The 23,907-nt window shown below is 41.6% G+C and carries 21 protein-coding genes and 1 riboswitch; of the genes, 12 read left to right on the forward strand and 9 right to left on the reverse strand.

All coding sequences use genetic code 11. The features are described from left to right. The first annotated feature begins 35 nt into the window (after positions 1 to 35). Positions 36 to 254 (forward strand): hypothetical protein, encoded by a 219-nt coding sequence (locus VB836_RS05225; protein ID WP_046281639.1) that lies wholly within the window; start codon positions 36 to 38, stop codon positions 252 to 254. Here VB836_RS05225 and VB836_RS05230 read toward each other — a convergent pair. Continuing rightward, a complete protein-coding gene (locus VB836_RS05230; protein WP_323218334.1) occupies positions 251 to 733 on the reverse strand; it encodes a pentapeptide repeat-containing protein in 483 nt (160 codons plus the stop codon). The genes VB836_RS05225 and VB836_RS05230 overlap by 4 nt on opposite strands. A 564-nt stretch (positions 734 to 1,297) precedes the next feature. Here VB836_RS05230 and VB836_RS05235 point away from each other — a divergent pair. Then, the gene (locus tag VB836_RS05235) at positions 1,298 to 2,674 is read left to right on the forward strand and encodes a diguanylate cyclase domain-containing protein (protein ID WP_323218336.1); all 1,377 of its coding nucleotides are present in this window, start codon (positions 1,298 to 1,300) and stop codon (positions 2,672 to 2,674) included. Positions 2,675 to 2,676: 2 nt separating this feature from the next. On the opposite strand, the gene VB836_RS05240 is transcribed toward VB836_RS05235, so the two are convergent. Both VB836_RS05240 and VB836_RS05245 read right to left on the reverse strand, forming a co-directional pair. After that, positions 2,677 to 7,473: a CheR family methyltransferase gene (locus tag VB836_RS05240; RefSeq protein WP_323218338.1), complete on the reverse strand. Its 4,797-nt coding sequence runs from the start codon at positions 7,471 to 7,473 to the stop codon at positions 2,677 to 2,679. Positions 7,474 to 7,726: 253 nt separating this feature from the next. After that, positions 7,727 to 8,002, reverse strand: a complete 276-nt coding sequence (locus VB836_RS05245; protein WP_046279151.1) for a hypothetical protein — start codon at positions 8,000 to 8,002, stop codon at positions 7,727 to 7,729. 104 nt (positions 8,003 to 8,106) lie between these two features. Then, a riboswitch (cyclic di-AMP (ydaO/yuaA leader) is annotated at positions 8,107 to 8,252 on the reverse strand. A gap of 381 nt (positions 8,253 to 8,633) precedes the next feature. Here VB836_RS05245 and bchD point away from each other — a divergent pair. Together bchD and VB836_RS05255 are read left to right on the forward strand one after the other, a co-directional pair. After that, on the forward strand, positions 8,634 to 10,607 hold the full coding sequence (gene bchD / locus VB836_RS05250; RefSeq protein ID WP_323218339.1) for a magnesium chelatase ATPase subunit D: 1,974 nt from the start codon (positions 8,634 to 8,636) through the stop codon (positions 10,605 to 10,607). 448 nt (positions 10,608 to 11,055) lie between these two features. Continuing rightward, a complete protein-coding gene (locus VB836_RS05255; RefSeq protein WP_323218340.1) occupies positions 11,056 to 12,855 on the forward strand; it encodes a hybrid sensor histidine kinase/response regulator in 1,800 nt (599 codons plus the stop codon). Here the strand turns inward: VB836_RS05255 and VB836_RS05260 are convergent. Beyond that, on the reverse strand, positions 12,852 to 13,757 hold the full coding sequence (locus VB836_RS05260; protein ID WP_323218341.1) for a LysR family transcriptional regulator: 906 nt from the start codon (positions 13,755 to 13,757) through the stop codon (positions 12,852 to 12,854). The genes VB836_RS05255 and VB836_RS05260 overlap by 4 nt on opposite strands. 158 nt (positions 13,758 to 13,915) lie before the next feature. On the opposite strand from VB836_RS05260, the gene VB836_RS05265 reads away from it, so the two are divergent. Further along, complete coding sequence (locus VB836_RS05265; RefSeq protein WP_323218342.1) at positions 13,916 to 14,200, forward strand: hypothetical protein; 285 nt, start codon at positions 13,916 to 13,918, stop codon at positions 14,198 to 14,200. Positions 14,201 to 14,996: 796 nt separating this feature from the next. Beyond that, the gene (locus tag VB836_RS05270; protein WP_046279611.1) at positions 14,997 to 16,001 is read left to right on the forward strand and encodes a phosphoribulokinase; all 1,005 of its coding nucleotides are present in this window, start codon (positions 14,997 to 14,999) and stop codon (positions 15,999 to 16,001) included. A 193-nt stretch (positions 16,002 to 16,194) separates the two neighbouring features. Here VB836_RS05270 and VB836_RS05275 read toward each other — a convergent pair whose 3' ends face one another. Further along, entirely contained in the window at positions 16,195 to 16,443 is a 249-nt protein-coding gene (locus VB836_RS05275) for a hypothetical protein (protein ID WP_407659568.1), read from the reverse strand. 79 nt (positions 16,444 to 16,522) lie between these two features. Here VB836_RS05275 and VB836_RS05280 point away from each other — a divergent pair, with 79 nt between their 5' ends. Continuing rightward, positions 16,523 to 16,945 (forward strand): hypothetical protein, encoded by a 423-nt coding sequence (locus VB836_RS05280; protein WP_323218343.1) that lies wholly within the window; start codon positions 16,523 to 16,525, stop codon positions 16,943 to 16,945. Between the two features lie 131 nt (positions 16,946 to 17,076). Next, on the forward strand, positions 17,077 to 17,439 hold the full coding sequence (locus VB836_RS05285) for a hypothetical protein (RefSeq protein ID WP_323218344.1): 363 nt from the start codon (positions 17,077 to 17,079) through the stop codon (positions 17,437 to 17,439). Here VB836_RS05285 and VB836_RS05290 read toward each other — a convergent pair. Continuing rightward, positions 17,436 to 17,783 carry a hypothetical protein gene (locus tag VB836_RS05290; protein WP_323218346.1) on the reverse strand — a complete coding sequence of 116 codons (348 nt, stop codon included), beginning with the start codon at positions 17,781 to 17,783 and terminating at the stop codon, positions 17,436 to 17,438. The genes VB836_RS05285 and VB836_RS05290 overlap by 4 nt on opposite strands. Positions 17,784 to 17,812: 29 nt before the next feature. Continuing rightward, on the reverse strand, positions 17,813 to 18,154 hold the full coding sequence (locus tag VB836_RS05295; RefSeq protein WP_323218347.1) for a LiaF transmembrane domain-containing protein: 342 nt from the start codon (positions 18,152 to 18,154) through the stop codon (positions 17,813 to 17,815). 303 nt (positions 18,155 to 18,457) lie between these two features. Here VB836_RS05295 and VB836_RS05300 point away from each other — a divergent pair, with 303 nt between their 5' ends. Beyond that, positions 18,458 to 19,390 (forward strand): DMT family transporter, encoded by a 933-nt coding sequence (locus tag VB836_RS05300; protein ID WP_323218349.1) that lies wholly within the window; start codon positions 18,458 to 18,460, stop codon positions 19,388 to 19,390. Positions 19,391 to 19,424: 34 nt separating this feature from the next. Here VB836_RS05300 and VB836_RS05305 read toward each other — a convergent pair whose 3' ends face one another. Both VB836_RS05305 and VB836_RS05310 read right to left on the reverse strand, forming a co-directional pair. Beyond that, on the reverse strand, positions 19,425 to 19,559 hold the full coding sequence (locus VB836_RS05305) for a hypothetical protein (protein WP_323218350.1): 135 nt from the start codon (positions 19,557 to 19,559) through the stop codon (positions 19,425 to 19,427). Between the two features lie 50 nt (positions 19,560 to 19,609). After that, positions 19,610 to 21,298 (reverse strand): transglutaminase family protein, encoded by a 1,689-nt coding sequence (locus VB836_RS05310; protein WP_323218351.1) that lies wholly within the window; start codon positions 21,296 to 21,298, stop codon positions 19,610 to 19,612. Positions 21,299 to 21,317: 19 nt separating this feature from the next. Here VB836_RS05310 and VB836_RS05315 point away from each other — a divergent pair, with 19 nt between their 5' ends. From VB836_RS05315 to VB836_RS05325, 3 genes are all read left to right on the forward strand, one after another. Next, positions 21,318 to 21,476 carry a hypothetical protein gene (locus VB836_RS05315; RefSeq protein WP_160315450.1) on the forward strand — a complete coding sequence of 53 codons (159 nt, stop codon included), beginning with the start codon at positions 21,318 to 21,320 and terminating at the stop codon, positions 21,474 to 21,476. Positions 21,477 to 21,521: 45 nt separating this feature from the next. Beyond that, positions 21,522 to 22,388, forward strand: coding sequence for a DUF928 domain-containing protein (locus tag VB836_RS05320; protein WP_046280060.1), 867 nt, complete (start codon positions 21,522 to 21,524; stop codon positions 22,386 to 22,388). A gap of 265 nt (positions 22,389 to 22,653) precedes the next feature. Continuing rightward, complete coding sequence (locus tag VB836_RS05325) at positions 22,654 to 23,871, forward strand: RNA-guided endonuclease InsQ/TnpB family protein (protein WP_323218352.1); 1,218 nt, start codon at positions 22,654 to 22,656, stop codon at positions 23,869 to 23,871. The last annotated feature ends 36 nt before the right edge of the window (positions 23,872 to 23,907 follow it).

The raw sequence follows: 23,907 nt of genomic DNA on the forward strand, positions 1-23,907 counted from the left end.
GATAATACATACATAGAGAGTAGGCTTTGAATACCATGCAACCTCCGGTTCAACTCCTTCAATCTGCATTAGGCGATCTGTTTGCAGAAGCTAATGCTACAGGTTGCCTCACTCTAGCAGACCGCTACGGCTTAATGGCTGCAATCTTGGATGAATCACTCAGCGAAGAAGAAAGACGCTGTGTAGATAGACTATTACGAGCGGTCTGTCGAGGTCGGATCAAAATAGTTGATGAACTTTCGATGATCCACTAACAAGGGCCTTTTGTGCCATCCGGCATGGTTGCACCACAGAAGTTTGTTCCTGTTAACTTGGTATCATTAAGATTAGCATTTTCCAGATTTGCATTATTAAATTTTGCCTCTTCCAAAAACGCTCGATATAAATCCGCCCAAGTTAGATTAGCTTCACTTAAATTCGCTTTCCTCAAAGTTGTACTGTGTAATTTCGCATCTCGTAAATCAGCCCCCGAAAGATCGGCTTCAATTAAATTTGCTGAACTGAGATCGGCGCCTCTCAATTTAGCACCTCTGAGAATAGTTTTTTGCAAGTTGGCGCCTAAAAGATCCGCTCCATTTAATTCGGCTTCACTGAGATCGGCTTCACTGAGATCGCACTGCTGACAGCGTTTGGTGTCGAGTAGTCGTCTCATGTCCGCTTGCAATTCAGCACTCGCAGGAAGCGTTAATCCTGTCAATACCAGTAAACCAATCAAAATGTGAACTGATTTCATTTGAGTTATCCTGTTGAATTTTTTAGGGAAATCACAACGATTCCTATTATCAGATAAGACTGACGCATCCGTGAATTTAGCAACCCAGTTTAGGGTTTAACCCTAATCATACTAATTTTGAATAGGATTTGAATTTTCGATGAAAAATTGCCGAGGGTTCTAGTTTTTGTCGATCAGCTCGAAATTCCGACTGGAGACGATGACGTAATCAAGCTCAAATTTGCTCCCCATCTCCTCAATTTATTTTGTTGCTCTACCTGTTGTGATCGCACTGTTAGCTTGTTTACTATAGATAGGGCAGTCTCCTGGAGATATCTATCTATCAGACATTTCTCGATCCGTTATAATTTGAATAAAAGTAGATAGAAGTTGTTTTAGCAAAAGCACTATGATCATTTTTGAGAAAATTAGTTTTGATTCATCAAATTTTCTAGTTCAAGCTTTCTCGACGAGAAAACGTTAATTTTGATGGCAGACAAGATCTTTATCCTGTTTATATCATCTCAGAAAAATCAGATTAAATAGAGTCTTATTCTTTTAATAAACCCTCAGTAAAGCCAAACTATGAACCCTTTAAATAACCAACGAAAAGCTACTATATTAATCGTTGATGATTGCCTAGATAATCTAACTTTTTTGACAATAGTTTTGGAGGATGTAGGTTATCAGATTAGACAAGCTAATAATGGAGAAATCGCACTAAAAGCGGTAGAACAGATGTTCCCTGATCTCATCTTACTCGATATTAAAATGCCGGATATTGATGGATACACTGTTTGTAAACGGCTGAAAGCCGATCCGAAAACCCAAGAGATTCCGGTGATCTTTATCAGTTCGTTTCAGGATGCTATTGATAAAGTCAAAGCCTTTGAAGTGGGCGGTGAAGATTATATCACCAAGCCATTTTTCATTGAAGAACTTATTGCTAGAGTCGAAAAGCAACTGATTTTAAAGTGGCAAAAAGCACAACTAAAACAAGAACTAAAACACCGCCGAGAAATAGAAAAACAGCTTCTAGAATCCCATCAAGTTATGGCTCATATTCTGGAGAGTTGTCCTGATGGTATTGCGGTCTTAAAATTCATCCCTTCTCACCCCAAAAAACCCGCCTATTTTTACTGCACTTTTGTTAATCCGGTGATGGCGAACTTGCTTGATATGAATATAGAATATTTGATCAATCGCAAAATATTAGACAGTTCACTAGATATTTATGAGCCGGGTTTATTTCATCAATTTATGGAAGTTGTAGAAACTGGACACTCTTTTGAACGAGACTTATACTATGAAAATAAACAAATAAAAGCTTGGTATTCAGTCCAAGCCATTCCCTATGATCAAGGAATATTAATCGTGGTTCGGGATATCAGCGATCGCAAAGAATGTGAACTCATTCTCCATCGAACCAATAATGTTTTATATCAGCAAAGCGTCACCGATGATTTGACAAAAATTTCCAATCGACGAGCGTTTGATATCTATCTTCACCAAGAATGGAAACGCTCCAAACGAGAAAAACTTCCCCTATCTTTAATGATGATTGATATTGACTATTTTAAGCTGTATAATGATCGCTATGGACATGACGCAGGCGATCGCTGTTTACATAGTGTCGCTCAAACTATTCGCCAAGCCGTTAAGCGTCCCTCTGATTTTGTGGCTCGTTATGGCGGTGAAGAATTTGCTGTGATTTTGCCGAATACTCAACGAGAAGGGGCGGAAACCGTCGCTAATATCATCCAAAAAGCCATTCACGATCTCAAACTTCCTCATAATCAATCTCTGATCAGTTCATATATTACTCTCAGTATCGGAATTAGCACTCAAATTCCCACTTCTGAGGATTTTACACTTCTCATTCAAACGGCTGATCATGCACTCTATGAAGCCAAAAGCCAAGGACGTGATCGGATTTGTGTTTTTAATGCTCAAACTGATTAAATTCAAATCGGAGGATTTTCAGGATTAAATAATTGAGCGATCGCATCAAACTGATACTCATCAGCCAATCGATTTAACAATTCTTTCAGCGACAATTGGGCTTCGGGAATCTCCTCAAGAAGCTGTAAAACCTTTTGTAAATCACAAGCAATTGCCGCATTAGAAACTTGCGATCGCCATTCATTTGACATCTGATTTAATTTTTCTATCGCTAATCTCAACTCCTGCTGTTTATTATTATCCGCCGGAGACTCCGTAGCCTCAGAAGCATAAACATACCGCACACCCAAACATTCAGCAATTTTATTCAGTAAAACCTCTTCTCTGATCGGTTTAAATATCATATCATCACAGCAATTATTCAGCATTTCCTCTTGACTATCATTCAAAGCCGAAGCCAATACCGCAATCATCACCGTCGCCTCACCTTCAGGAGTCGTTTTAATGCGTTGTATCGCTTCTAAGCCATTCATCACAGGCATTTTAATATCCATTAAAATCAGTTGAGGTTGATGTTGTTCAAACTGACTAATAGCCTCTAAACCATTCGCCGCTTCTAACATCTCAAAACCCAACGATCCCAACATCAACATCAACAGTTGACGACAATCAGCTTGATCATCAACAACCAGAATTTTATATTGAGGCTGATCGGCAGCTAAACCAATAATCTCTTGACGCTGTTGAGGACTAGAAACAATTTCAACGGGAGAATTAATCGGGATTGAGAAATCAAACGTTGTTCCCTCACCCACTGTACTATTAACCCGAATTTCACCGCCCATCATTTCGATAAATTGCCGACAAATCGCCAAACCCAAACCCGTCCCCAGACGGGAAGTGCGTCCGGCTTCTCCCTGGACAAACGCCTCAAAAAGATGTTCTAATTCTTCGGGAGGAATTCCTCGACCCGTATCTTCGACTTCAAACCTCAAACTCATAGTTTGTTCGGTATCGCTCGATGAAGTTGACTCCATATTTACCCGGACGCTAACCCCACCCGCATTGGTAAATTTAATCGCATTAGTAATCAAATTCACTAAAACCTGACGCAGTTTTTGTTCATCGGTTTGAATATATGGGGGAACTCCCGAGTCGATCTCAACCGACAACTCTAAACCTTTGCGTTCAATCTCGAGTTGAAACATTTCCTCAACCTCATTCATCAAGGGATAAAGATCGAACCATTCTAACTCCAACTCCATGCGGTTTGCTTCGATTTTCCCTAGATCTAGCAATTCGTTAATCAGTTTTACCAGTTGTTGACCGTTATTATAAATCAGGTCAACGTGTTGCTGTTGCTTACTGTTTAAATTTTCACATCGTCCTAACAGTTGAGCAAAACCCATAATAATATTAAGCGGGGTTCGCAGTTCGTGAGTCACCCAACTGAGAAACTGGCTTTTGGAGGTGTTGGCTTCTTCGGCTTTTTGTTTGGCTTCTTCGAGTTCACAGGTGCGATCCTTAACTCTTTGCTCTAAAGTTTGATTAAGCTGTGCGAGTTCTAACTCGGCTTTTTTACGATCATTAATATCGGTGTTAATTCCCAGCATATCTTTCGGTTCTCCCGTTTCAGTGCGTCGAAAAACCACTTCTCGAGACATGAACCAATGCCAGCTTCCATCTTTATGTCGCATCCGATATTCAAGTTCGATAGGCTGCTGATTAGCCCTATTTTCAAACTGTTTATAATGCTGTTTAACTTGATCAAGATCATCGGGATGAACAATCTCAGAGAAGAAGTCAATCCCCTTTTGTTTGATGTCATCGGGATGATAACCCAGATTTTCGCTAACGCCACGATTAATATAAGAAATCGTTTGCTCTGCCAGATCAAAAATATAGATAATTCCCGGACTCGATTCGGTGATTTGCTCGATTAAATTGCGGCTTTCTTCTAATTCTTTCTGGGCTTTTTTCTCGGCAGATATATCAACAATAATCCCGCCAATTGCTTGTTCTCCATCATTCATCTGTAAGGGATAATAAGTGGCTAAGTAATAGCCTTTTGTATCCGGTTCGCTGGGTTTTGTTCCTTCAATTTCTACATTTTTTACAGGTTTTCCTGTTTCAATCACTTGACGAAAAAACGGTAGAAACTGCTCGGAAAACTGAGGAGTAACTTCTGAAACCGTTTTCCCTAGATGTTCTTCAACCGAGCAATTATTCATCTCAGCCAGCACCGAATTCACCCGCAGAAATCGGAATTGATCATCGATGAGAAATAAACCGACCGGACTACTCTCATAGAGATTTTCCAGTCGGTTATTCGTGTGTTCTAGTCGTTGCTGAATTATTTTAATATCGTTAATATTCACAAACGTCAACACAACACCATCACAACTGTTATCCTCTCGCAGATAGCAATGAATTCGCATCAATAAATGTTCGCCTGTTGTTAATAAAGTCACTTCTCGTTCTAGGGGTTGCTGAGTTTCGATTACCTGCTGTAACAGTTCCATCAAATTAGGACAGTCGAGATTATTTGTAAAATCAAAGATCGAACGATTAATATCAGTGGGTCTAATATTGATCGCTTGGGTCGCTGCTGGAGTAAGTCGGCAAATCTTCAGGTTTAAATCCAGAAATAATACCCCGATATCGGTACTTCTCAGCAAGTTATCAACATCATCTGTGAGGCGAGTAAGCTGTTCAATTTTTGACTGATATTCTGAGTTAACCGTGTAGAGTTCTTCATTCGCAGACTGCAATTCTTCATTGGTACTTTGCAGTTCTTCATTTGAGGCGAGCAATTCTTCATTCATTGCTTGCTGTTCTTCGTTAAACGTTTCTAGTTCTTCGACAACGGCTTGCAAATTTTCTCGGGTTTGTTGGAGTTCATGTTCCAACTCGACAATTCGTTGAGCCGCTTCGGATTCGATTTCATAGCGGATTTCTGGGAGTTGCTGAGATTGAATTGTGGGATTTTCTATTTCTAAGAAGACAATAAAACAATCTTCCAAGCTCTCCAAATTAGGATTATGACCGATCTTCAGTCTCACCATTTCAGACTGATCATTTCGATTGATTTTGATGCCGTTATACAAAACGGGTTCTTGATTTCGTTTGGCTCGGTGTAGAGACGTTGCTAAGGGTAATTTTAAATCGGGATGGATAATTTTACTGATCTCTAAATCCGCCTCACCCAAGCTAATTTCTAAAAGATCAGCAGTATTATAAAAAACATGGATTAATCGATTTTCTCGATTCACTAATACACAAGTAATCAGCCGAGACTCAAAACTCTGTTTAAAAATTTCTTCAAGTAATTGCTCAAACCGGGGTGTATTGGACTTGTTCGGTAAAATTGAATTCATCGAAGTCCTGACAATCGCAGGCTGGCGAGTGACCAATTGGGTGAGCGACAGCTTAACATCTCGGCGTTTGCTGTAGATTTTCCACTGGGTATTGATCAGCATAAACTCCTGATCCAACTCCCCTAAAGATTCAGTATCGCCCAAAAACAAAACCCCTTGGGGCTTCAATGAAAAATGCAGCAATTGCAACACTCGCTGTTGTAACTGCGGCTGCATATAAATCAAAACATTGCGACAACTAATCAAACTCATCTGAGAAAAGCCAGGATTCGTCGTTAAATCATGGGGCGAAAAAATTAGCATTTCCCGCAGCGATCGCTTCACCCGAAAACAGCTATTATCATAAGTAAAATATCGTTCCAAACGTTCAGCCGAAATATCATTGGCAATCGCTTCGGGGTAGATGCCCCTCGAGGCAACTTCTAAGGCTTGAGTATCGAGATCGGTGGCAAAAATTTTATAGTTAATCGCTTTTTCACTGTTGCGGATCGCTTCATTGACTAAAATAGCCATTGTGTAGGCTTCTTCACCCGTCGCACAAGCGGAAACCCAAATTCTCAGTTGATCTTCGGCGGTGAGTTCATTAATCAGTTTCGGTAAAACGTCTTCACTAATAATTTTCCACGCCGACGGATCTCTAAAAAAGCGAGTCGCCCCGATTAAAATATCCTGACAGAGTTTTTGCTGTTCTTCGTTGTTTTTAGCCAAAAATCGAATATAACTATCTATACTTCCCAGGCGAGACAGGGCGAAGCGATGCCCAATGCGACGGTGGAGGGTTGTGGTTTTGTATTGAGAAAAATCCGTTTGTTGTTTTGTGGCGAGAATGTTTAAAATCTGCCCCAACTGCTCTGTCGTAATAAGATTTGGGGCTTGAGGAGAAATCCGTTCATGTCCTCCCAAGTGGGTAATATCATAGACAACCTCAGCCAATTCCACAGGCGAGAGGATTTCATCGACTAAACCGGAGGTAATCGCACTGTTGGGCATTCCTTGAAATTGAGCGCTCTCAGGACATTGAACGAGGGCAATCCCACCAGCCCGACTGATGTTTTTTAAGCCTTCCGCCCCGTCACTTCCCGAACCCGACAGCAAAATTCCGATGGCTCGTTCGTTATATTCTAGGGCGAGGGATTGAAAAAAGTGAGTAATGGGAAGGGGGAGGCCTTCTGTCGGAAAATCACTTAAATACAGGCGATGATCCCGGATATTGAGATAGGTGTGCGGGGGTTGGACATAGACGTTATTTTTGTCGATGGTGCTTTCATTCTCGATCACATTGACGGGTAGCGAGGTTTGGCGTTGTAGAATTTCGGATAGCTGATGTCCGCTATCGGGGGGGTGGTGGAGGATGACAACAAAAGCGGCGTTGGGACTATTGGATAGATTGGCAAAAAAGGTTTGTAGGGCTTGCACTCCCCCCGCCGAGGCGCCTATTGCGACAATATAAAAGTTTTCTTCTTGATCAGATGTATTGGACATCAAACTTGCTCCGCTAAACACATATTCTCACGGTCATTAAGGGCTTTTAGTTTGATACTAACGAGTTTGCGGACAAAGGATCAAGTCGTTGAAAGAGCATTTTTTACTCAAGGAATATGAATCTTTATTCTAGCGTTTTTCAATCTATAGCTGTTTTCAGTTCTGTGAGGTACAACACCGATTGGGTAGAAACCCGGTTTCTGCTAGAAACCGGGTTTCTGGTTCGTACCTCATACGAGCGCACACCGCTATATTAGCCAACTGCAACATTTAGGGATTTGCCAATTAAAACGATCACCTCCAAATAGTTTTTAAACAATTTGCCTAATGTTAAACTTGAGTTAACCAACATCGGTAATGTGGGTGTTGGCATGGTGGTCACAATAAAAGAATGAATAATTGACCACATTAAAACTATTCCTATACTTCCCAAAACAGATATGAGAATAATATCGCTCGTTTTTAGCCACAGGAAAGGAACCAACGCATCAGAAAGCGCGATCAAAGATAATGAAATTCGGGGTGTCATGGTAAACCGTTCAGGTTCTTAGGGTGGGTACTACAAATCAGACCTATACCAACCAAGGAAACTGAATTGACAATCTATCTAATTGTGATTAGAAAGTTGGCGCTTCAGACTCCTCTCAATGCCTACGAAGTTAGCTGACGGGCGAGGGCTGAGAGATGCCCTTCTCATGTCTTGGTCACTCTGTTTCCAAAGACTACCTTTGCGAGATTAGCCCCAAAATTTGGTTCCTCCGTTCCAGCAACACTTGTATTTCACTAAAAAAATTAGTGATCTCAACAAGGGCTTTTATCTGCCGGATTAGGCTGACTGTTTGTTTTATTTTTCTATGCTCATTTTATCTTTATAATTTTTCAATTGTCAACAAGTTTTTAAATTTTTTTGACAGAGAGAATCCGATAAGATTTCCTTTGTGATCTCAGTCAGGGAAACGGATTGATCGAGTAGTCTTTTAATTGTTGTCCGAGATCCTCCCGAAAATTCTCGGATGAGGTATTGTCACCTTTTTTACTGGAAATTTGTATCACAAATTACTAAAATTTGAGAAGCAATGATCAAGCTGTCCGTCAAGCGCTAGTAAAAACACCCATCAATTGCTAAGATGAAAGGCTGTACCTAAAAAACTCCTAAAGTCATGCCTGCGGCAACCGCTCCCACACCGATCAGCTTCCCGTTGAGTGCCGTCGTTGCACAAGAGGCGATCAAACTCGCCCTTTTAATGGCAGCCGTTGATCCAGGACTCGGAGGCGTGGCGATCGCTGGACGTCGAGGAACCGCCAAGTCAGTGATGGCCCGCGCCCTTCATGCCCTATTACCCCCCATCGAAGTCGTCAAAGGGGAAATCGCCAACCTCGAACCCGATCCCGACAACCCCAACCAAGAAACACAAGTTATCCCCGCACCTTTTATTCAAGTTCCCCTCGGCGTAACCGAAGATCGTTTACTCGGTTCAGTGGATGTGGAAAAATCCGTTAGACAAGGGGAAACCGTCTTTCAACCGGGACTCTTAGCGGCGGCTCATCGAGGGATTTTGTACATCGATGAGATTAATTTACTCGATGATAATATTAGTAACTTATTATTAACTGTTCTCACCGAAGGCTGTAACCGAATTGAACGAGAAGGGATGAGTTTTGAACATCCCTGTAAACCGTTATTTATTGCAACTTATAACCCCGAAGAAGGGCCGCTTCGAGAACATTTATTAGATAGAATAGCCATTTCTCTTTCAGCCGATGGCGCCTTAAGTTTAGATCAACGAGTGGCTGCGGTTGATAGAGTCACCAGTTATGCGAGTTCTCCCGAAGCCTTTTTAACTCAATATAGCGAAGATATTGATAACTTAAAAACTCAAATTCTCTTAGCCCGAGAATGGTTAAAAGACGTTAGCATCAAACCCGAACAAATACACTATCTGGTTGAAGAAGCGCTACGAGGCGGAGTCCAAGGACATCGAGCCGAACTCTTTGCCGTGCGAGTCGCCCAAGCTTCAGCCGCCTTTGAAGGTCAAACCGAAGTTCTCGCCGATGATCTGCGACGCGCAGTAGAATTAGTTATCGTTCCCCGTGCAACCGTTATCCAAACGCCACCGGAAGAACAACCTCAGCAACCGCCACCCCCACCGCCCCCCGAACAGTCTGAACAAGACGATGACGTTGACGACGACGAAGATCAAGAAAACCCGGAACCCCCCGAAGAAGAACAGATGAGTATTCCCGAAGAATTTATTTTCGATCCGGAGGGTATTATTCTCGATCCAACTGTGTTATCCTTTGCAAATAAGGCAAACCGTCAGGGTAAATCGGGCAGTCGCAGTTTAATTTTTTCTGATGATCGCGGTCGCTACATTAAACCGATTTTACCCAGAGGAAAAGTTCAGCGAATTGCTGTAGATGCCACTCTCAGAGCTGCTGCTCCCTACCAAAAAGCTCGGCGTCTGCGTCAACCGGATCGCAAGGTGATTGTGGAGTCCGGGGATATTCGCGCCAAACTGTTAGCCAGGAAGTCTGGGGCGTTAGTTGTGTTTTTGGTGGATGCTTCGGGTTCGATGGCACTCAACCGGATGCAGTCTGCTAAAGGTGCCGTCCTGGAACTGCTGAACGAAGCCTACCAAAGTCGTGATCAGGTGGCTCTCATTCCATTTCGCGGTGAACAGGCTGAGGTGTTGTTACCGCCCACGCGATCGATTTCTGCGGCACGACGACGGTTGGAACGTTTACCCTGTGGGGGCGGTTCACCGTTGGCGCATGGGTTAACCCAAGCGGTACGAGTGGGGATGAACGCCAAACAGTCGGGGGATATTGGTCAGGTGGTGATTGTTGCCATTACCGATGGACGAGGAAATGTATCTTTAGCGCGATCGCTCGGTGAACCGATATTAGACGGAGAAAAGCCGGATATTAAGCAGGAATTGTTAGAAATTGCCGCTAAAATTCGGGCGTTGGGGATGCAATTGTTAGTGGTGGATACTGAGAATAAATTTGTTTCAACGGGGTTTGCAAAGGAGTTAGCGAAAACCGCAGGCGGGAAATATTATCATTTACCCAAAGCGACTGAACAGGCGATCGCAGCGATGACTCAAAATGCCATTAAAGATGCGATCGGTTAATGTTTTGATTCGTTTGACTGGGAAATTGTCATTCGTCAACCCTGAAGCTGTTTAATCAAGTTTTGTAGGGGTAATTCATGAATTACCCTTACCAGTTATCAGTTTTTTTACTGTCCCCTGTATCCGGTTCCTTTTTATAGCATTATTTTTTGAATTTCATATCACTATTAAATCCAAACAAAATTACTCCGGTATTTATTAGGGCTTGAATTTTAGGTTTTTTCAATACAATTAAAAATATTGTTAGGAAAAATGTGCTTCAGACAATCTTTAATTTTTCTTTAAAAAGATATCATTGACTTGAAAAAAATATAAAATTACTTTTCGATAAAAAAATAAAGAATGTCTTAACGATTGAAAGCTTAAAACACCATCAAGAACCCGGAAAAAGCGCGATCGCGAACGTTAGAATTAGAAGAATTGTTGTCAGAACAGTCAAATCCGGAAAATGTACCGTGAACCTCTTGAGTCTGATGTGATTTTAGTTGTAGATGACAAGCCAAGCAACCTAGAGACTTTATATACTATCTTAGAAAAGGTCGGTTTCCGGGTCTTTGTCGCTCAAAATGGAGAAAAAGCAATCCAGATTGCAGAATCTATCCGTCCCCATCTGATCTTACTCGATGTGATAATGCCAGGTATAAATGGGTTTGAAACCTGTCGTCATTTGAAAGCTAAACCCGCGCTCCGAGAAATTCCAGTCATTTTTTTGACGGATCTTTCTGAGACAATCAATAAAGTCACAGGTTTTGAAGTGGGCGGAGTTGATTACCTCAGCAAACCCATTGATGAAAACGAACTGTTAGCCCGTGTTCGCACGCATCTAACGCTTCAGCAAATGCAGCAGCATCTCGCCATCCAAAACCGCACCCTGCAACGAGAAATTAAATCTCGTCTTCACATTGAACATCAACTTCAGGAGCGGACATTTCAGTTAGAACAAGCGCTCAACTTTCAAGCTGTAGTTGGAGAGATTACCGAAAAGATTCGGGATAGCTTAGATGAAGAACAAATTCTGCAAACGGCTACCGAAGAATTAGCGAAGGTACTGGGGATTAATTGCTGTCAAATTGAACTGTACAACCCGACTCAAACCCAAGCGATAATCGCCTATGAATACAGCAGCATCCTACCCAAATGTCAGGGAATGACGCGACAGCTTCAAGATTTCCCCGAACTCTATCAACAATTGCTGCAAAATATTCCGTTTCAATATACAGAAGAAATACCGCTATCGAGTTCTCAAAAAAACCCCCAAACTTGTTTAGCTTGTCCGATTTTTGAAAATCAGGAAGTTGTGGGGACTATTGGGAACTTACGCTTACTGAAACCTTGTCACGAAGTATTTGAAGATTTGGAAGTTCGTCTGGTTCAACAAGTAGCGACTCAATGCGCGATTACCATTCGTCAAGCTCGGTTGTATCAAGCAGCCCAAAAGCAAGTTCAAGAGTTAGAAAAACTCAACCGAATTAAGGATGAATTTCTCAAAACCATTTCTCACGAACTGCGAACCCCGATGAGTCGGATTAAACTCGCAACTCAAACTCTTGAGAAGTTTCTCGTAGACGAATCAGTGGTACAAAAATCTTCTACCTTTAGTAAAGTTTTAGACATTTTTCGTCAAGCTTGTCAACGACAAAATCAACTCGTTGATGATTTGATTAGTTTGTGTTATCTCGAAGCGAAAGCAGAAACGCTCGTCTTTGAATGGGTCGATTTAGAAACTTGGCTTCCTGAAATTATCCAGCCGTTTCTCGAACGAATTCACAGCCAAAAACAACAGTTAAATCTCGATATTTCCCCGCAGCTTCCCTTACTCAAATCAGATATTTCTATACTAGATCGGATTGTCAGAGAGTTGTTGGATAATGCTTGTAAGTATACACCCTTTGGAGAACAAATTACGGTTTCTGTTCGGGCGAGTGATCAGATGATCGTGTTGAGCGTTATGAATACAGGAATTGAAATTCCTCTTGATGAACAACAGCGAGTTTTTGATCAATTTTACCGCATTCCACATCATGATCCTTGGCAATATGGCGGAACGGGATTAGGATTAACTTTAGTGCAGAAATTGGTCGAACTGTTAGACGCTTCGATAGAACTGGAAAGTTATGCAGGTTTCACTCAATTTTCGGTGAAATTTCCCAAAATTTGTATTGAACCTGCATCCTGTTTTAACTCCGTTTGCCAACCTCCGTTTACGGTGAATCTCGTCTCCAGTCAACCTTGTAAATGTCAACGTTAAACGACTGTTTTTTCGATGAATTGACCTTGACTTCTGAGTGCATCTAAAAAAGCATAAATAGCCGGAGAATGCAGGGCATTTTTCAAAACGGCTACCCCAATGACTCGTTCTAAATGAGAGGGTAAATCACACACTCGAATCAGAGGAGGTAGAGGTTCAGCCGCCAGACGAGGCAAAATTGCCACCCCTAATCCTTGCATAACCATACCGACAATGGTGGAGTCTTCCCGAACTTGGTAAGCAATATTCATCGGATAGTTGGATGTTTTCAGATAAACCGAAATTAACTGAGCGCAACAATGAACCCCGGTCATTATTAACGGATAAGAGGCTAACTGTTCCCAACTCAATTTTCTGCTTTTTATGGTATAATTAGGAGGTAATAAAACAATATAATCATCGCGTAAAATTTCCCAGGTTTCAAACTCATGACTCGCCGGAAGATAGGTAAAGCCAATATCCGCCCGTCCTTCTCGCAGGGCTTGTTCCATATCGACAGTATCATCCATTTCTGTTAACGTAACGGTTACTTGGGGAAAATGAGCCGAAAAACGAGCAATAACTGTAGGTAAAATATGAGTGGCGATACTGCGAAAGCAAACAATACGAACTTTGCCACTTTGTAATCCTTTTTCGCGATTGGCTTCTGTCTCAATATTTTGCAACAAATACTGAATTTGACGGGCTTGGGTGACAATTCGTTCACCAACTGGAGTCAAAGACGCCCCATATCGTCCTCGTTGCAGAAGAATCACCCCTAACTCTTCTTCTAAGGTGGCGATCGCATGGCTGATGGTAGATTGAGAGAGATTAAGCTGAAGTGCCGCTTCACTAAAGTTTCCACTGTCAGCGATCGCGACTAAAGCCCGCAGTTGGGAGAGTTTTAACCGTTGAGAATTCATAGCGTCTGCTCCCGATGTTAGAAAAATTGATGGCTATCTATCGATTTTATCGATAAATGTCATAGATAGAATCCGTTGATTATAGATCCAGTCAAAAGTTACAGTAAATTTATCAGTCAAGGGATAAACTAAAAAGCCAATTTGAGGGGATGTTAATCATGGCAAATTTTACCAATGTTTCCGACCGAGATCGCCTAGAAAGGTTGTGGTATCAACAACAAAAAGACTTTCGGATTTCTGCACAGCTTAGAGAACTTATTCGCAAAGCTTTTTATTGGCTGATCACAGGTCTAAGCGCCGCAGATGACATTCAAGTTTGGACTTGTTCAGATCGCTTGGGTAATACTTACTGGAATGCTTACGATCCGATTTATGATCGCTTTCTCTCACGGGCTTCTGAAACGGAACTGCGACTTTGGTTAGAGCAACGATACAATCGGTAATTTTCCCGTATAGCAATCATAAATCATTGGTGAATACTCACAGCCTCAGAAAAGTAGGGGCTATTGATAAATTGCCCTTACGCCGGTTCTATATCTTCTATTTTAAAGTTAATTAAGTTGGAGTTTTACGGATGATTAGGATCACCTCTCAATTCAATTCTAAGCATAAAACAGAGTTCCCTTTAAATTCTCGTTTTAGCAATCAATCGCTCAAAATCTATGATGATGTCAGGGGATTTTTGAGAAGATTTTGGCAGTTTAGCCTGTATTATGGAGAATATATTGCCAAAAGTTCCCCTTCTCCAACTACCTCTGTCAAGACAAGCCCACTCACGAATAGTCAGCAAAGTATGGAATGAAGCCTGTTAATTCTCCTGTACTAAGCACCCCCCTCAGATCAGCAAGCCGTGAATTAGGCGTTCTATCTTGAGGGGGGTGTTGTATTAGTGCTAGAATGTTAAACTACCGAGAAACAGATGTGTAGTTCGATCCAGAAGCATCGCTGCCGGAGTACACCCATCAGTTTTTCGTCTTTTTCCGTGAAACTTGGCAAGAATAAGTCTTGTAGGGATGATCCCCTTCTGGTAAAATCTAAAGCAAAAGTTAGTATAAAATACCTAGCTTGCTACTTCTTGAGGCCATCTGTCAGTCAGGAGTCAGCCAACAGCCTTGTGTTGCTTATTGCTCCACTTTCGGGCATGGCTGTCAATAAACTGTCCTGATGTTGGTCTGATTTCATATGCTCAAAATAAAGCTATTGAGCTTGTAAACAGTTTTTGATGGTTAGAGGGAACCTATGGTGAGTAAGCCGGATCGTGTCGTACTTATTGGCGTTGCTGGAGATTCTGGATGTGGAAAATCTACATTTTTACGTCGTATAACAGACATTTTTGGGGAAGATTTTGTTACCGTTATTTGTTTGGATGATTATCACAGTTTAGATCGCAAACAGCGTAAAGAAACTGGAATTACAGCTCTTGATCCGAGAGCCAACAACTTTGATCTGATGGCTGAACAGATCAAGGCGCTGAAAAACGGTCAGTCAATTATGAAGCCAATTTATAACCACGAAACGGGGATGATTGATCCGCCTGAGCGGATTGATCCCAATCATATTGTTGTGGTTGAAGGGTTACATCCCTTATATGATGAACGGGTGCGCGAACTTCTCGATTTTAGCGTCTATCTTGACATCAGTGATGAGGTCAAAATTGCTTGGAAGATTCAGCGCGACATGGCAGAACGGGGTCATCGTTATGAAGATGTTTTAGCCTCAATTAATGCCCGTCGTCCTGATTTTGAAGCCTACATCGATCCTCAAAAACAATACGCCAACGTTGTTATTCAGATTTTACCGACTCAATTAATTCCCGATCATAAAGAGCATAAAGTCTTGCGAATTCGCTTGATTCAACGAGAAGGAATTGAAGGTTTTGAACCCGCTTATCTATTTGATGAAGGATCAACCATTTACTGGACTCCTTGCGGACGTAAGCTAACCTGTTCCTATCCCGGTATCAAGATGTACTACGGGCCTGATGCTTACTACGGTAACGAAGTCTCAGTTCTAGAAGTTGATGGTAAGTTTGATAACTTAGATGAGATGATTTACGTTGAGGGACACCTGAGCAATATCTCAACTAAGTATTATGGCGAACTGACTCACATGATGCGTGAACATCGAGAGTATCCTGGCTCTAATGATGGTAGCGGATTGTTCCAAGTGTTGGTGGGCTTAAAAATGCGAGCCACCTATGAACGCTTGGTTGGAAGTGGAGAAAAAGTGGCGGCGGCTGTCTAAAACACCAACGTTGCTATCTTTTAATCTAAAACAAACGCGGGAGATCTAGATCATCTCGCGTTGTTTTTTTCCTAGATTTGTATTTACCAAGGACTGCCAATCATTGTAAACCCCGACCAGTAATAAGGGTGATATCATGTCCGACTAATCAATAATGATTCTGTAGGGGCGGGTTCAGTCAATATCTTTAGCACTACTGAGAGATTGAGATAAACCCGCCCCACCCCATAACAGAATTAATCAACCGGACATAATATGAGATGGCTTCGCTGTAAGCTGTGGCGAGTTCTGCGGGAAGGGTGATATTTTCAGGCGAACGACTTGAAGCTTTTAACTGTCCATCTTTAATTGTAACTTGACCATGAATCATGGCTAATTGTCCTTGTCGCAACGCCTCTGCTTTAATATTAACGTCCCTCAAATGAGAATAAAATTCAATCATTAAGCCTAATGTTCCTTCATCGCTTTACGCAATAACGCTTCCTTTAATTGTCGGTAATATTAAGATCGAAACTCAATCCTTGCTACTTTTTAATAACTCTCAAATAACGGTTAGCAGTCAAGGCGAAGGTTCGGCGGGAAACTTAACAATAAATGCCAATTCTGTTGAATTAAATCAAAGCAATTTACAAGCTGAAACTGTTGCAAGAAATGGTAATATTATTATTAATACTCAAGACTTGCGATCGCGTGGCAATAGCCAAATTACTACGAATGCGACTGGAGAAGCAACAGGAGGTAATATAGAAATCAATACAAACCTGTTAATTTCGTTAGAAAATAGTGATATTTCTGCTAATGCTCAACAAGCTTTTGGCGGACGAGTTATTATTAATGCTAATGCTGTTTTTGGGACGCAATTTCGCACTGTTCAAACCTCAGCCAGCGATATAGCAGTACAAAATTCGGTTAGGACATTTCTACATCCTAGAATCCTTTCATAGTCTGCTGTTGCCTGTTGCCTGTTCCCTGTTCCCGATTCAAGTAGCGCTATATCACCGCCACGTCTGAATTAGGCGCCCAATTTAGCGGTACTGTTGAACTCAACAGTGAAATTGATCCCAGTCAAGGGTTAGTGGAATTTCCCCAAACCTTGGTTGATCCAGCCGCTTTAATTGCTCAATATCCCTGTCTAAAAGCTCGAGAAAGCCAGTTTATTATCACCGGACGGGGGGGGATTCCAAACACTCCAAGCGACCCGTTAAACGGCAATAGAGTAGAGGTTGATTTGGTTAATCCTTCAGTCACTTCAACCCAAAATAACCCAACCGTTAGACGGTCTTCAAACAAACAGAATCAACCTGTTTCTAGTCTTAATATTATTCCCGCTAGAGGATGGATCAGAACTCAAAATGGTGATGTGATTCTCGTCGGTTATGACCCCAAAAATACAGGAGTTAAACGTTTACCAACGACGTCTAAACAGTGTCAACCCTAATTTTGATAACCCCCTTGAAAACCCACTCGATAACCGGAAAGATATCCTTCTTTGTAGCTAGTTGTTACACGATCTCCAAACTCTTTTTCAACATCCGGTTCAGAGGGTTGAGAATTATTTTGGCGGGAATTTTGACCTGCGGTTACTCCAACTTCATAACCCGCATTAAATCCATTTTCACAATCTGCAATACCCCCTTGTTGAGATTCAAATTGTAGACAGGTTTCTTCTCGAATATCTTCCGGTAAAGCAGAAACCTTTAAAGATGGACTGAGTAATAATCCCCCAACTAACAGTAATTTGAATAGAGTTGAGATTGGTTGATTTTGCATTAAGATTAACATCGTTTACCACTCCATTGAAAATCTTGAACTTAAAAGTCAATTCGACCTGTACGAATCAGTTTAAATCCTGCTATCATGGATAAAAAAGCGACGAAAAATGACCATAAACTGGTGGGTCTGAGTAAAACACGACTGTTGATAAAAACTAAAGCCACTCCCGCTACCACAAAGACCCAACCTAAGTTTCCCGTTTCCCGAGGAAAGAAGACTAAGGAAACAATGCCGAAAATCAGTAAAATCACTGAACTTGCCGCCGACATATCTTGCCACCAATATCGTAAAATACTAGAGGTAAAGACAATATTTTGACCGAGAAAATAAACCCCGAGAAGAACTAAGGCTAATCCCGCGAGTGAAATTAGAATTCGCATGGTTTTTTGATTTGAAGTTAATGACGGTTCATTTTATTATTTTACTCTAACCTTGAGTAAAATAGAAGCCAATAATACAAAGATAAGTTGAAACAAAAAAAGTTAATATATAGCAATATTAAATGAGTTATGAACTTGAAGCGGTCGATCCATATCGAGCGGGTAAGGGCAGTTTATGAATTGCCCCTACTGTTCCTCTGTCGTGATCATTCACAAATAATTTCTGATTGCTATATATTGTTATAATATATCAGAAATGACCACAACTAATTTTTAGTTAATCATACTCGAACTTTCTTCAAAATGCAACTACATTCAAGTTCTGGAAAATGGCGTGTAGGGTTAGCCCTAACGCTGACAACCTGCTTTCTCTGGGGTATTCTTCCTCTAGCTTTAAGCGTCACTTTAAACGTTCTTGATGTCTATACAATAACCGGATTTCGTTTTCTAGCCGCCTTTCTAACACTAGGAATTTATCTAGCTTGGAAACGCCAACTTCCCTCCTGGAAAAAATTACAACAAGTGTCTTGGAAATTGTGGGGAATTGCCACTTTATTCTTAGCTGGAAATTATCTATTATTTGTTTCCGGTTTAGCCAAGACTTCAGCTACAACAGCAGAAGTTTTAATTCAAATTGCCCCGGTATTCATGGGTTTAGGTGCAATCATCATTTTTAAAGAACGTTATAGCCGTCTTCAGTGGTGTGGTTTAGGAATACTTACACTGGGTTTTATTCTGTTTTTTAATGAAAAACTCCAAGTTCTGATTGTTTCCCCAACTCAATATTTATTGGGGAGTTTTTTAATCTTCTTTGCCGCTATTTGTTGGGCAATTTATGCGTTAACCCAAAAGCAACTTTTATTGCAACTTCCCTCCTCTAATATTATGCTGGGAATCTATGGAGGTTCAACCCTATTATTCGCCCCAATTTCTAGCCCTCAAACCCTTCTCAATCTCAATCTTTTAGAATTCGCCATTTTACTATTTTGTGGCTTAAATACTTTACTCGCTTACGGGGCTTTTGCTGAAGCATTAGAACACTGGGAAGCCTCACGAGTCAGTGCTGTTTTAGCCATTACACCGATTGTAACCCTGGTGTGTGTTGAGGTTTTTTCCTCCATTTTTCCGGCATTCGTTACACCCGAATACCATACCCCTGTGGCAATTCTGGGCGCCTTTTTAGTGGTTGTCGGTTCAGCAACCATTGCGTTAGGACAAACCCAGAAATTGCTTTAAAAAGCCCCCTATTTTGAAGACAAGTCAATTAACCCTATTGTCGTTTTTCTCGCTCTTGTCGTCGGCGATCGCGCCATTCCATCGCCGTGAGATAAATAATTCCTCCCGTGACAATGATCATCAGAACTGAAGCCGTTAATGCCAAAATATTAATCACAGAAAATTCCATAATTTCCTCCTTTTTAGGACAATGTACCCAAACTGCTCCTCAGTTTAATTCTAATCTGCGGGTAATTCTTCGAGAATCATAAACCGGACATGATTAATGGCTAAATTTCCGACAGAAGCCTCCTCCTTATTAACAGGTAAACCTTGGTTTCTCAGTTGTTGAAACCTAATCCCTTTTCCAATTTCAACATGATACCAAGCCAATCCCATAAAAAACCGTAAGGGATAGGGGCCATTATCTTGAATATCATCAGGATTAGACTCCATCGGAACCCAACCAAAGCCCGGAATATAAAACTCCAACCAAACATGATTATACTCGGCTTGTAGAGGAATATTTTTCTGTTGAGGAAAAGGCGGACATTTATAACGCCCAACAGTACGACAAGCAATTCCATTCAACCGCCCTAAAGCCAGTAAAGCCCCAACATATTCTCCACAAGAACCAATTCCCCGTTTTAAAACAACATCAGGAGTTTCGATTTTTGAAGTCAGACTGTAGGAAAGTTGATCATAAACATAATTGCGAATACTCAATAATTTTCGCAGAATATTCGTCTCATTACGAACAGCCTCATGTGCTGCATTTAGAACCGTCGCCGACTCCATCGCCAAGTTATCATCATCAACTAAATACTTCGCTCTAAAATCCGGCGTTAGGGGTTGAATATCCTCCACATCCCAAGGGTTTAGCTGATATTTAATTGCCCGTACTTCTAACAACGCTTTCCAGCCAAAAATCCGCCGTTCTTTAGAATTAAAAGGCTTAAACTTGAAGACAGCAACCCGTTCTCCATCTTGAATTTCTTCCGTAAAAGGCACTCCAATCGGCGTAATTTCTCGAATTTTTTGTCGGTTTGTTTCCGAGGGTAAAGCAATCCGCCATTCTACATCTTCAAGAATTACCTCATCGAGCGGTTCGAGTTCTTCGATATAAGACATCTCAATCAAATAACCATTAGAAGTTGCATAACGTTCCTGTTGGTTATAGTGATAATACAAGGGATGAATAAACGTGCGATCGCGTCGGGCGAGTTGATATTGCTCCTCCGAATTGGGATCATCGCGAATATATAACTCATCACCTGAGTAGGCGACATAAAGCACCTTTTCTCCGGTATTTTCATCCCGATAAAAACCTAATCCACAGGGAAATTCAAAGGGAGTTAATACACTAAATTTAGTCTTTCCCGTTCCCCGTTCCAAGCAATAAACCGTTTGTTCTATTTGATCACAAACCCAAAGTTCTTCATCGTAAACCGTCAAATTTTCTCGACCGATACCGGGAGCATAAAACCGAGTAATTTCTCGACCTGTTTCCCGATTAAACACAAAAATATATCCCAATTTAGCACAGCTTACATAAACCGTTGATTGCCAAACTGCGATGCCCTCCGCCTCATAAGGAAGAGTCGCAAAAAGTTCAGGTGCTAAATTAACAACCCGATCTTCTTGTAGAGCATTTTCACAAAAATAAACTCGTTCATCGCGAGTATACCACAGCGTATTTTCCCAAATGGCTAAACCCGTAACATCTGTAAACTCGGAAACCAGATAAGGATTAACAATCGTTGTATTATCCGTTTTCGGATCAACTTTAAGCAAAAACCCCCGTAAGCGATCAATTGCAAACAGAGTCTCTCCTAAAAACGCTATCCCGTGTAGCGCTGAAACTCCGATGGGTCGGATTGTTCGGGCGATCAAACGAGAGTTTTTATCAAGATTAGGGCTAACTGTCATAAGCTGAAATGAAGATTAAATGAATGGTCTCACGAAGAGAGTATTGATCATTGTAGAGTTAGAGAGTATTGGGATTCGTTTTCATCCCAATTTCTTAAAAGGCTTGGGAATTCTCACTCACGACTTGAAAATTAACAGCAGATTTTCCTATGCTTCCCAGAAACATTGGATAGAATAGAACTGTTATTCATCTTGGCTAGGTTTACCTGCAAGCAAGCTCATCATGGTTTGGACAGCCTCTCCTCGACACATCATTACAACGTTTTCCCTAGCTTTATTCTTGGAAATCGTTACCCCTAGCTTAATGCTAGCAGCACAGGCCCGTTCCATTCATCTTGTTCCCTCAGATCATGCTTCTAGGATACAATCGTCTGATTCGCGATTCGCGGTGGAAATTGTCCAAACTGATGAAACCAAAGCCCCAAACACCCCGCTTTCTCAAACCGAGTGGAATAATTTTACACCACCGAGTCGGGGAACTCCCGGAAGACGAGAAGGCGCCGGAACACGCGGAAGATGCCCTGGAGGCGTTACCGCTCTGATTCCTACCTCAACTTTAGGTCGTACCGCATCAGAAAAACCGACAATTTATTACTATATTCCCACATCCTTAGAAGCAGTTTGGGTGAAGTTTGAACTGTTGGACGAAGAAAATAAACCCCTCTACGAAACCAACTTCCAGATGAAACAGACCAAAGCTGGAGTGATTGGTTTAGATCTGTCTGAACTCAAAGATGCACCTTCTTTAGAAGTCAATACAAACTATCATTGGTATCTGACAATTCGATGTGAACCCGACACCCTAGACCCTTCCGGTGATATCGTTATCAATGGATGGATTAATCGAGTCGCTCTCAGTCCAAGTCAGCTTAAACAGTTTGAGCAAACAGAACCCCGTGAACGCCTCAACCTCTACGCCGAAGAAGCCCTGTGGTATGAAACCGTCAGAACTTTAGCTCAGTTGCGCCTATCTAATCCTGAAGATACAATCATTTTGCAGCGCTGGTCAGAACTCCTCAACTCCGTCGGTTTGGGTAATATTGCTCCTCAACCTCTGGTTAAGAGTGAGTTAGGTGACAGTTTACAGTGAACAGTCAGGAGAGAGAAAAAGTTTTTGCATGAGTGCATGATTGCATGAGTACCTTATCATTGTTGAGTTCGGAACTCCTGACTGCTGTTGTAGGAACTGCTATCTTAACGGGGGGGCTGGGGGGCTATAGCACTACCCCCATAATCTTTGATTTGGGGGTAGGTACATGGACACCCCAGGTAAAAAGCGAGGCATTCGACCTGTCCGCTTTTTACAATCTCCGTATCAATTGTTAAACTTAATGACATAGAATTAAAACCACCATGTGTTAGTATTCGAGGCTAAATTACGAGGGACAGACGAGCAGTACGCCATCTTAGATGAGATGATTCGTACTGCCCGTTTCGTGCGTAATAGTTGCCTGAGATACTGGATGGATAACAAAAGGGTCAACAGGTATGATTTGAACAAGTATTGCAAAATACTCAGAGAACAATTTGAATGGTGCAAAAAACTTTCAGCGCAAGCCTGTCAAGCTAGTGCTGAAAGGACATGGAGTGCTATTGCTAGGTTCTTTGATAATTGCAAGAAAAAAGTTCCGGGTAAGAAAGGTTTCCCCAAGTTTAAAAAACATCGAACACACGGCTCAGTCGAGTACAAGGTTGATGGATGGGTGTTATCGGATGACCGATTAACCATTACGTTCAGGGATGGTTTCAAAGCTGGAACTTTTAGAATGTGGGGAACTCGCGATTTGCATTTTTATCAAAAAAAGCAGATTAAGCGAGTGAGTGTTGTGCGTCGAGCCGATGGATATTATGTTCAGTTTTCCATCGATCAAGAGCGAAATGAACAACATAAGCCCACAAATCGGATGCTAGGCATAGATGTTGGTCTAAACCATTTCTACACCGACTCTGATGGCAACAAAGTAGAAAACCCTCGGTTCTTAAGGAAGGCAGAGAAGGCTTTAAAACGCGCACAAAAACGTGTTTCTCGTAGAACCAAAGGGTCAAAAAATCGCCTCAAAGCCATTAAAAAGTTGGGTAGAACGCATCTCTTGGTATCAAGGCGGCGTAAAGACTTTGCAGTAAAGACTGCTTGGGCGCTTATCCTGTCGGCAGATTTGGTAGCCATTGAAGACCTAAAAGTGCGGAATATGGTTAAGAACCATCATCTAGCTAAATCAATATCTGATGCTAGTTGGACGTTGTTTAGGCAGTGGTTGGAATATTTCGGGAAAGTGTTTAACGTGCCAGTGATTGCTGTTGCACCTCATTACACATCTCAAAATTGCTCTAACTGTGGTTCCGAAGTTAAGAAATCCTTGTCCACGCGCACACATAAATGCCCACATTGCGGTTATTTAGATGACCGGGATACGAACGCCGCCATTAATATTTTGATGAAAGCATTGCAAGGGTTAGCACAACTACCGAGGGGCACTCGGAAAGTAACGCCTGGGGATGAGATGATCCACTGCTTGGAGGGAGAAATCCCAAAAAGTAAGGTTGCTCGTAGAGCCAGGAAACCCCGTCAGTGATGATGGGAATCCACCTCCATAATCTTTTGATTTGGA

Source organism: Limnoraphis robusta BA-68 BA1 (assembly GCF_034932365.1).
GTDB lineage: Bacteria > Cyanobacteriota > Cyanobacteriia > Cyanobacteriales > Microcoleaceae > Capilliphycus > Capilliphycus robustus.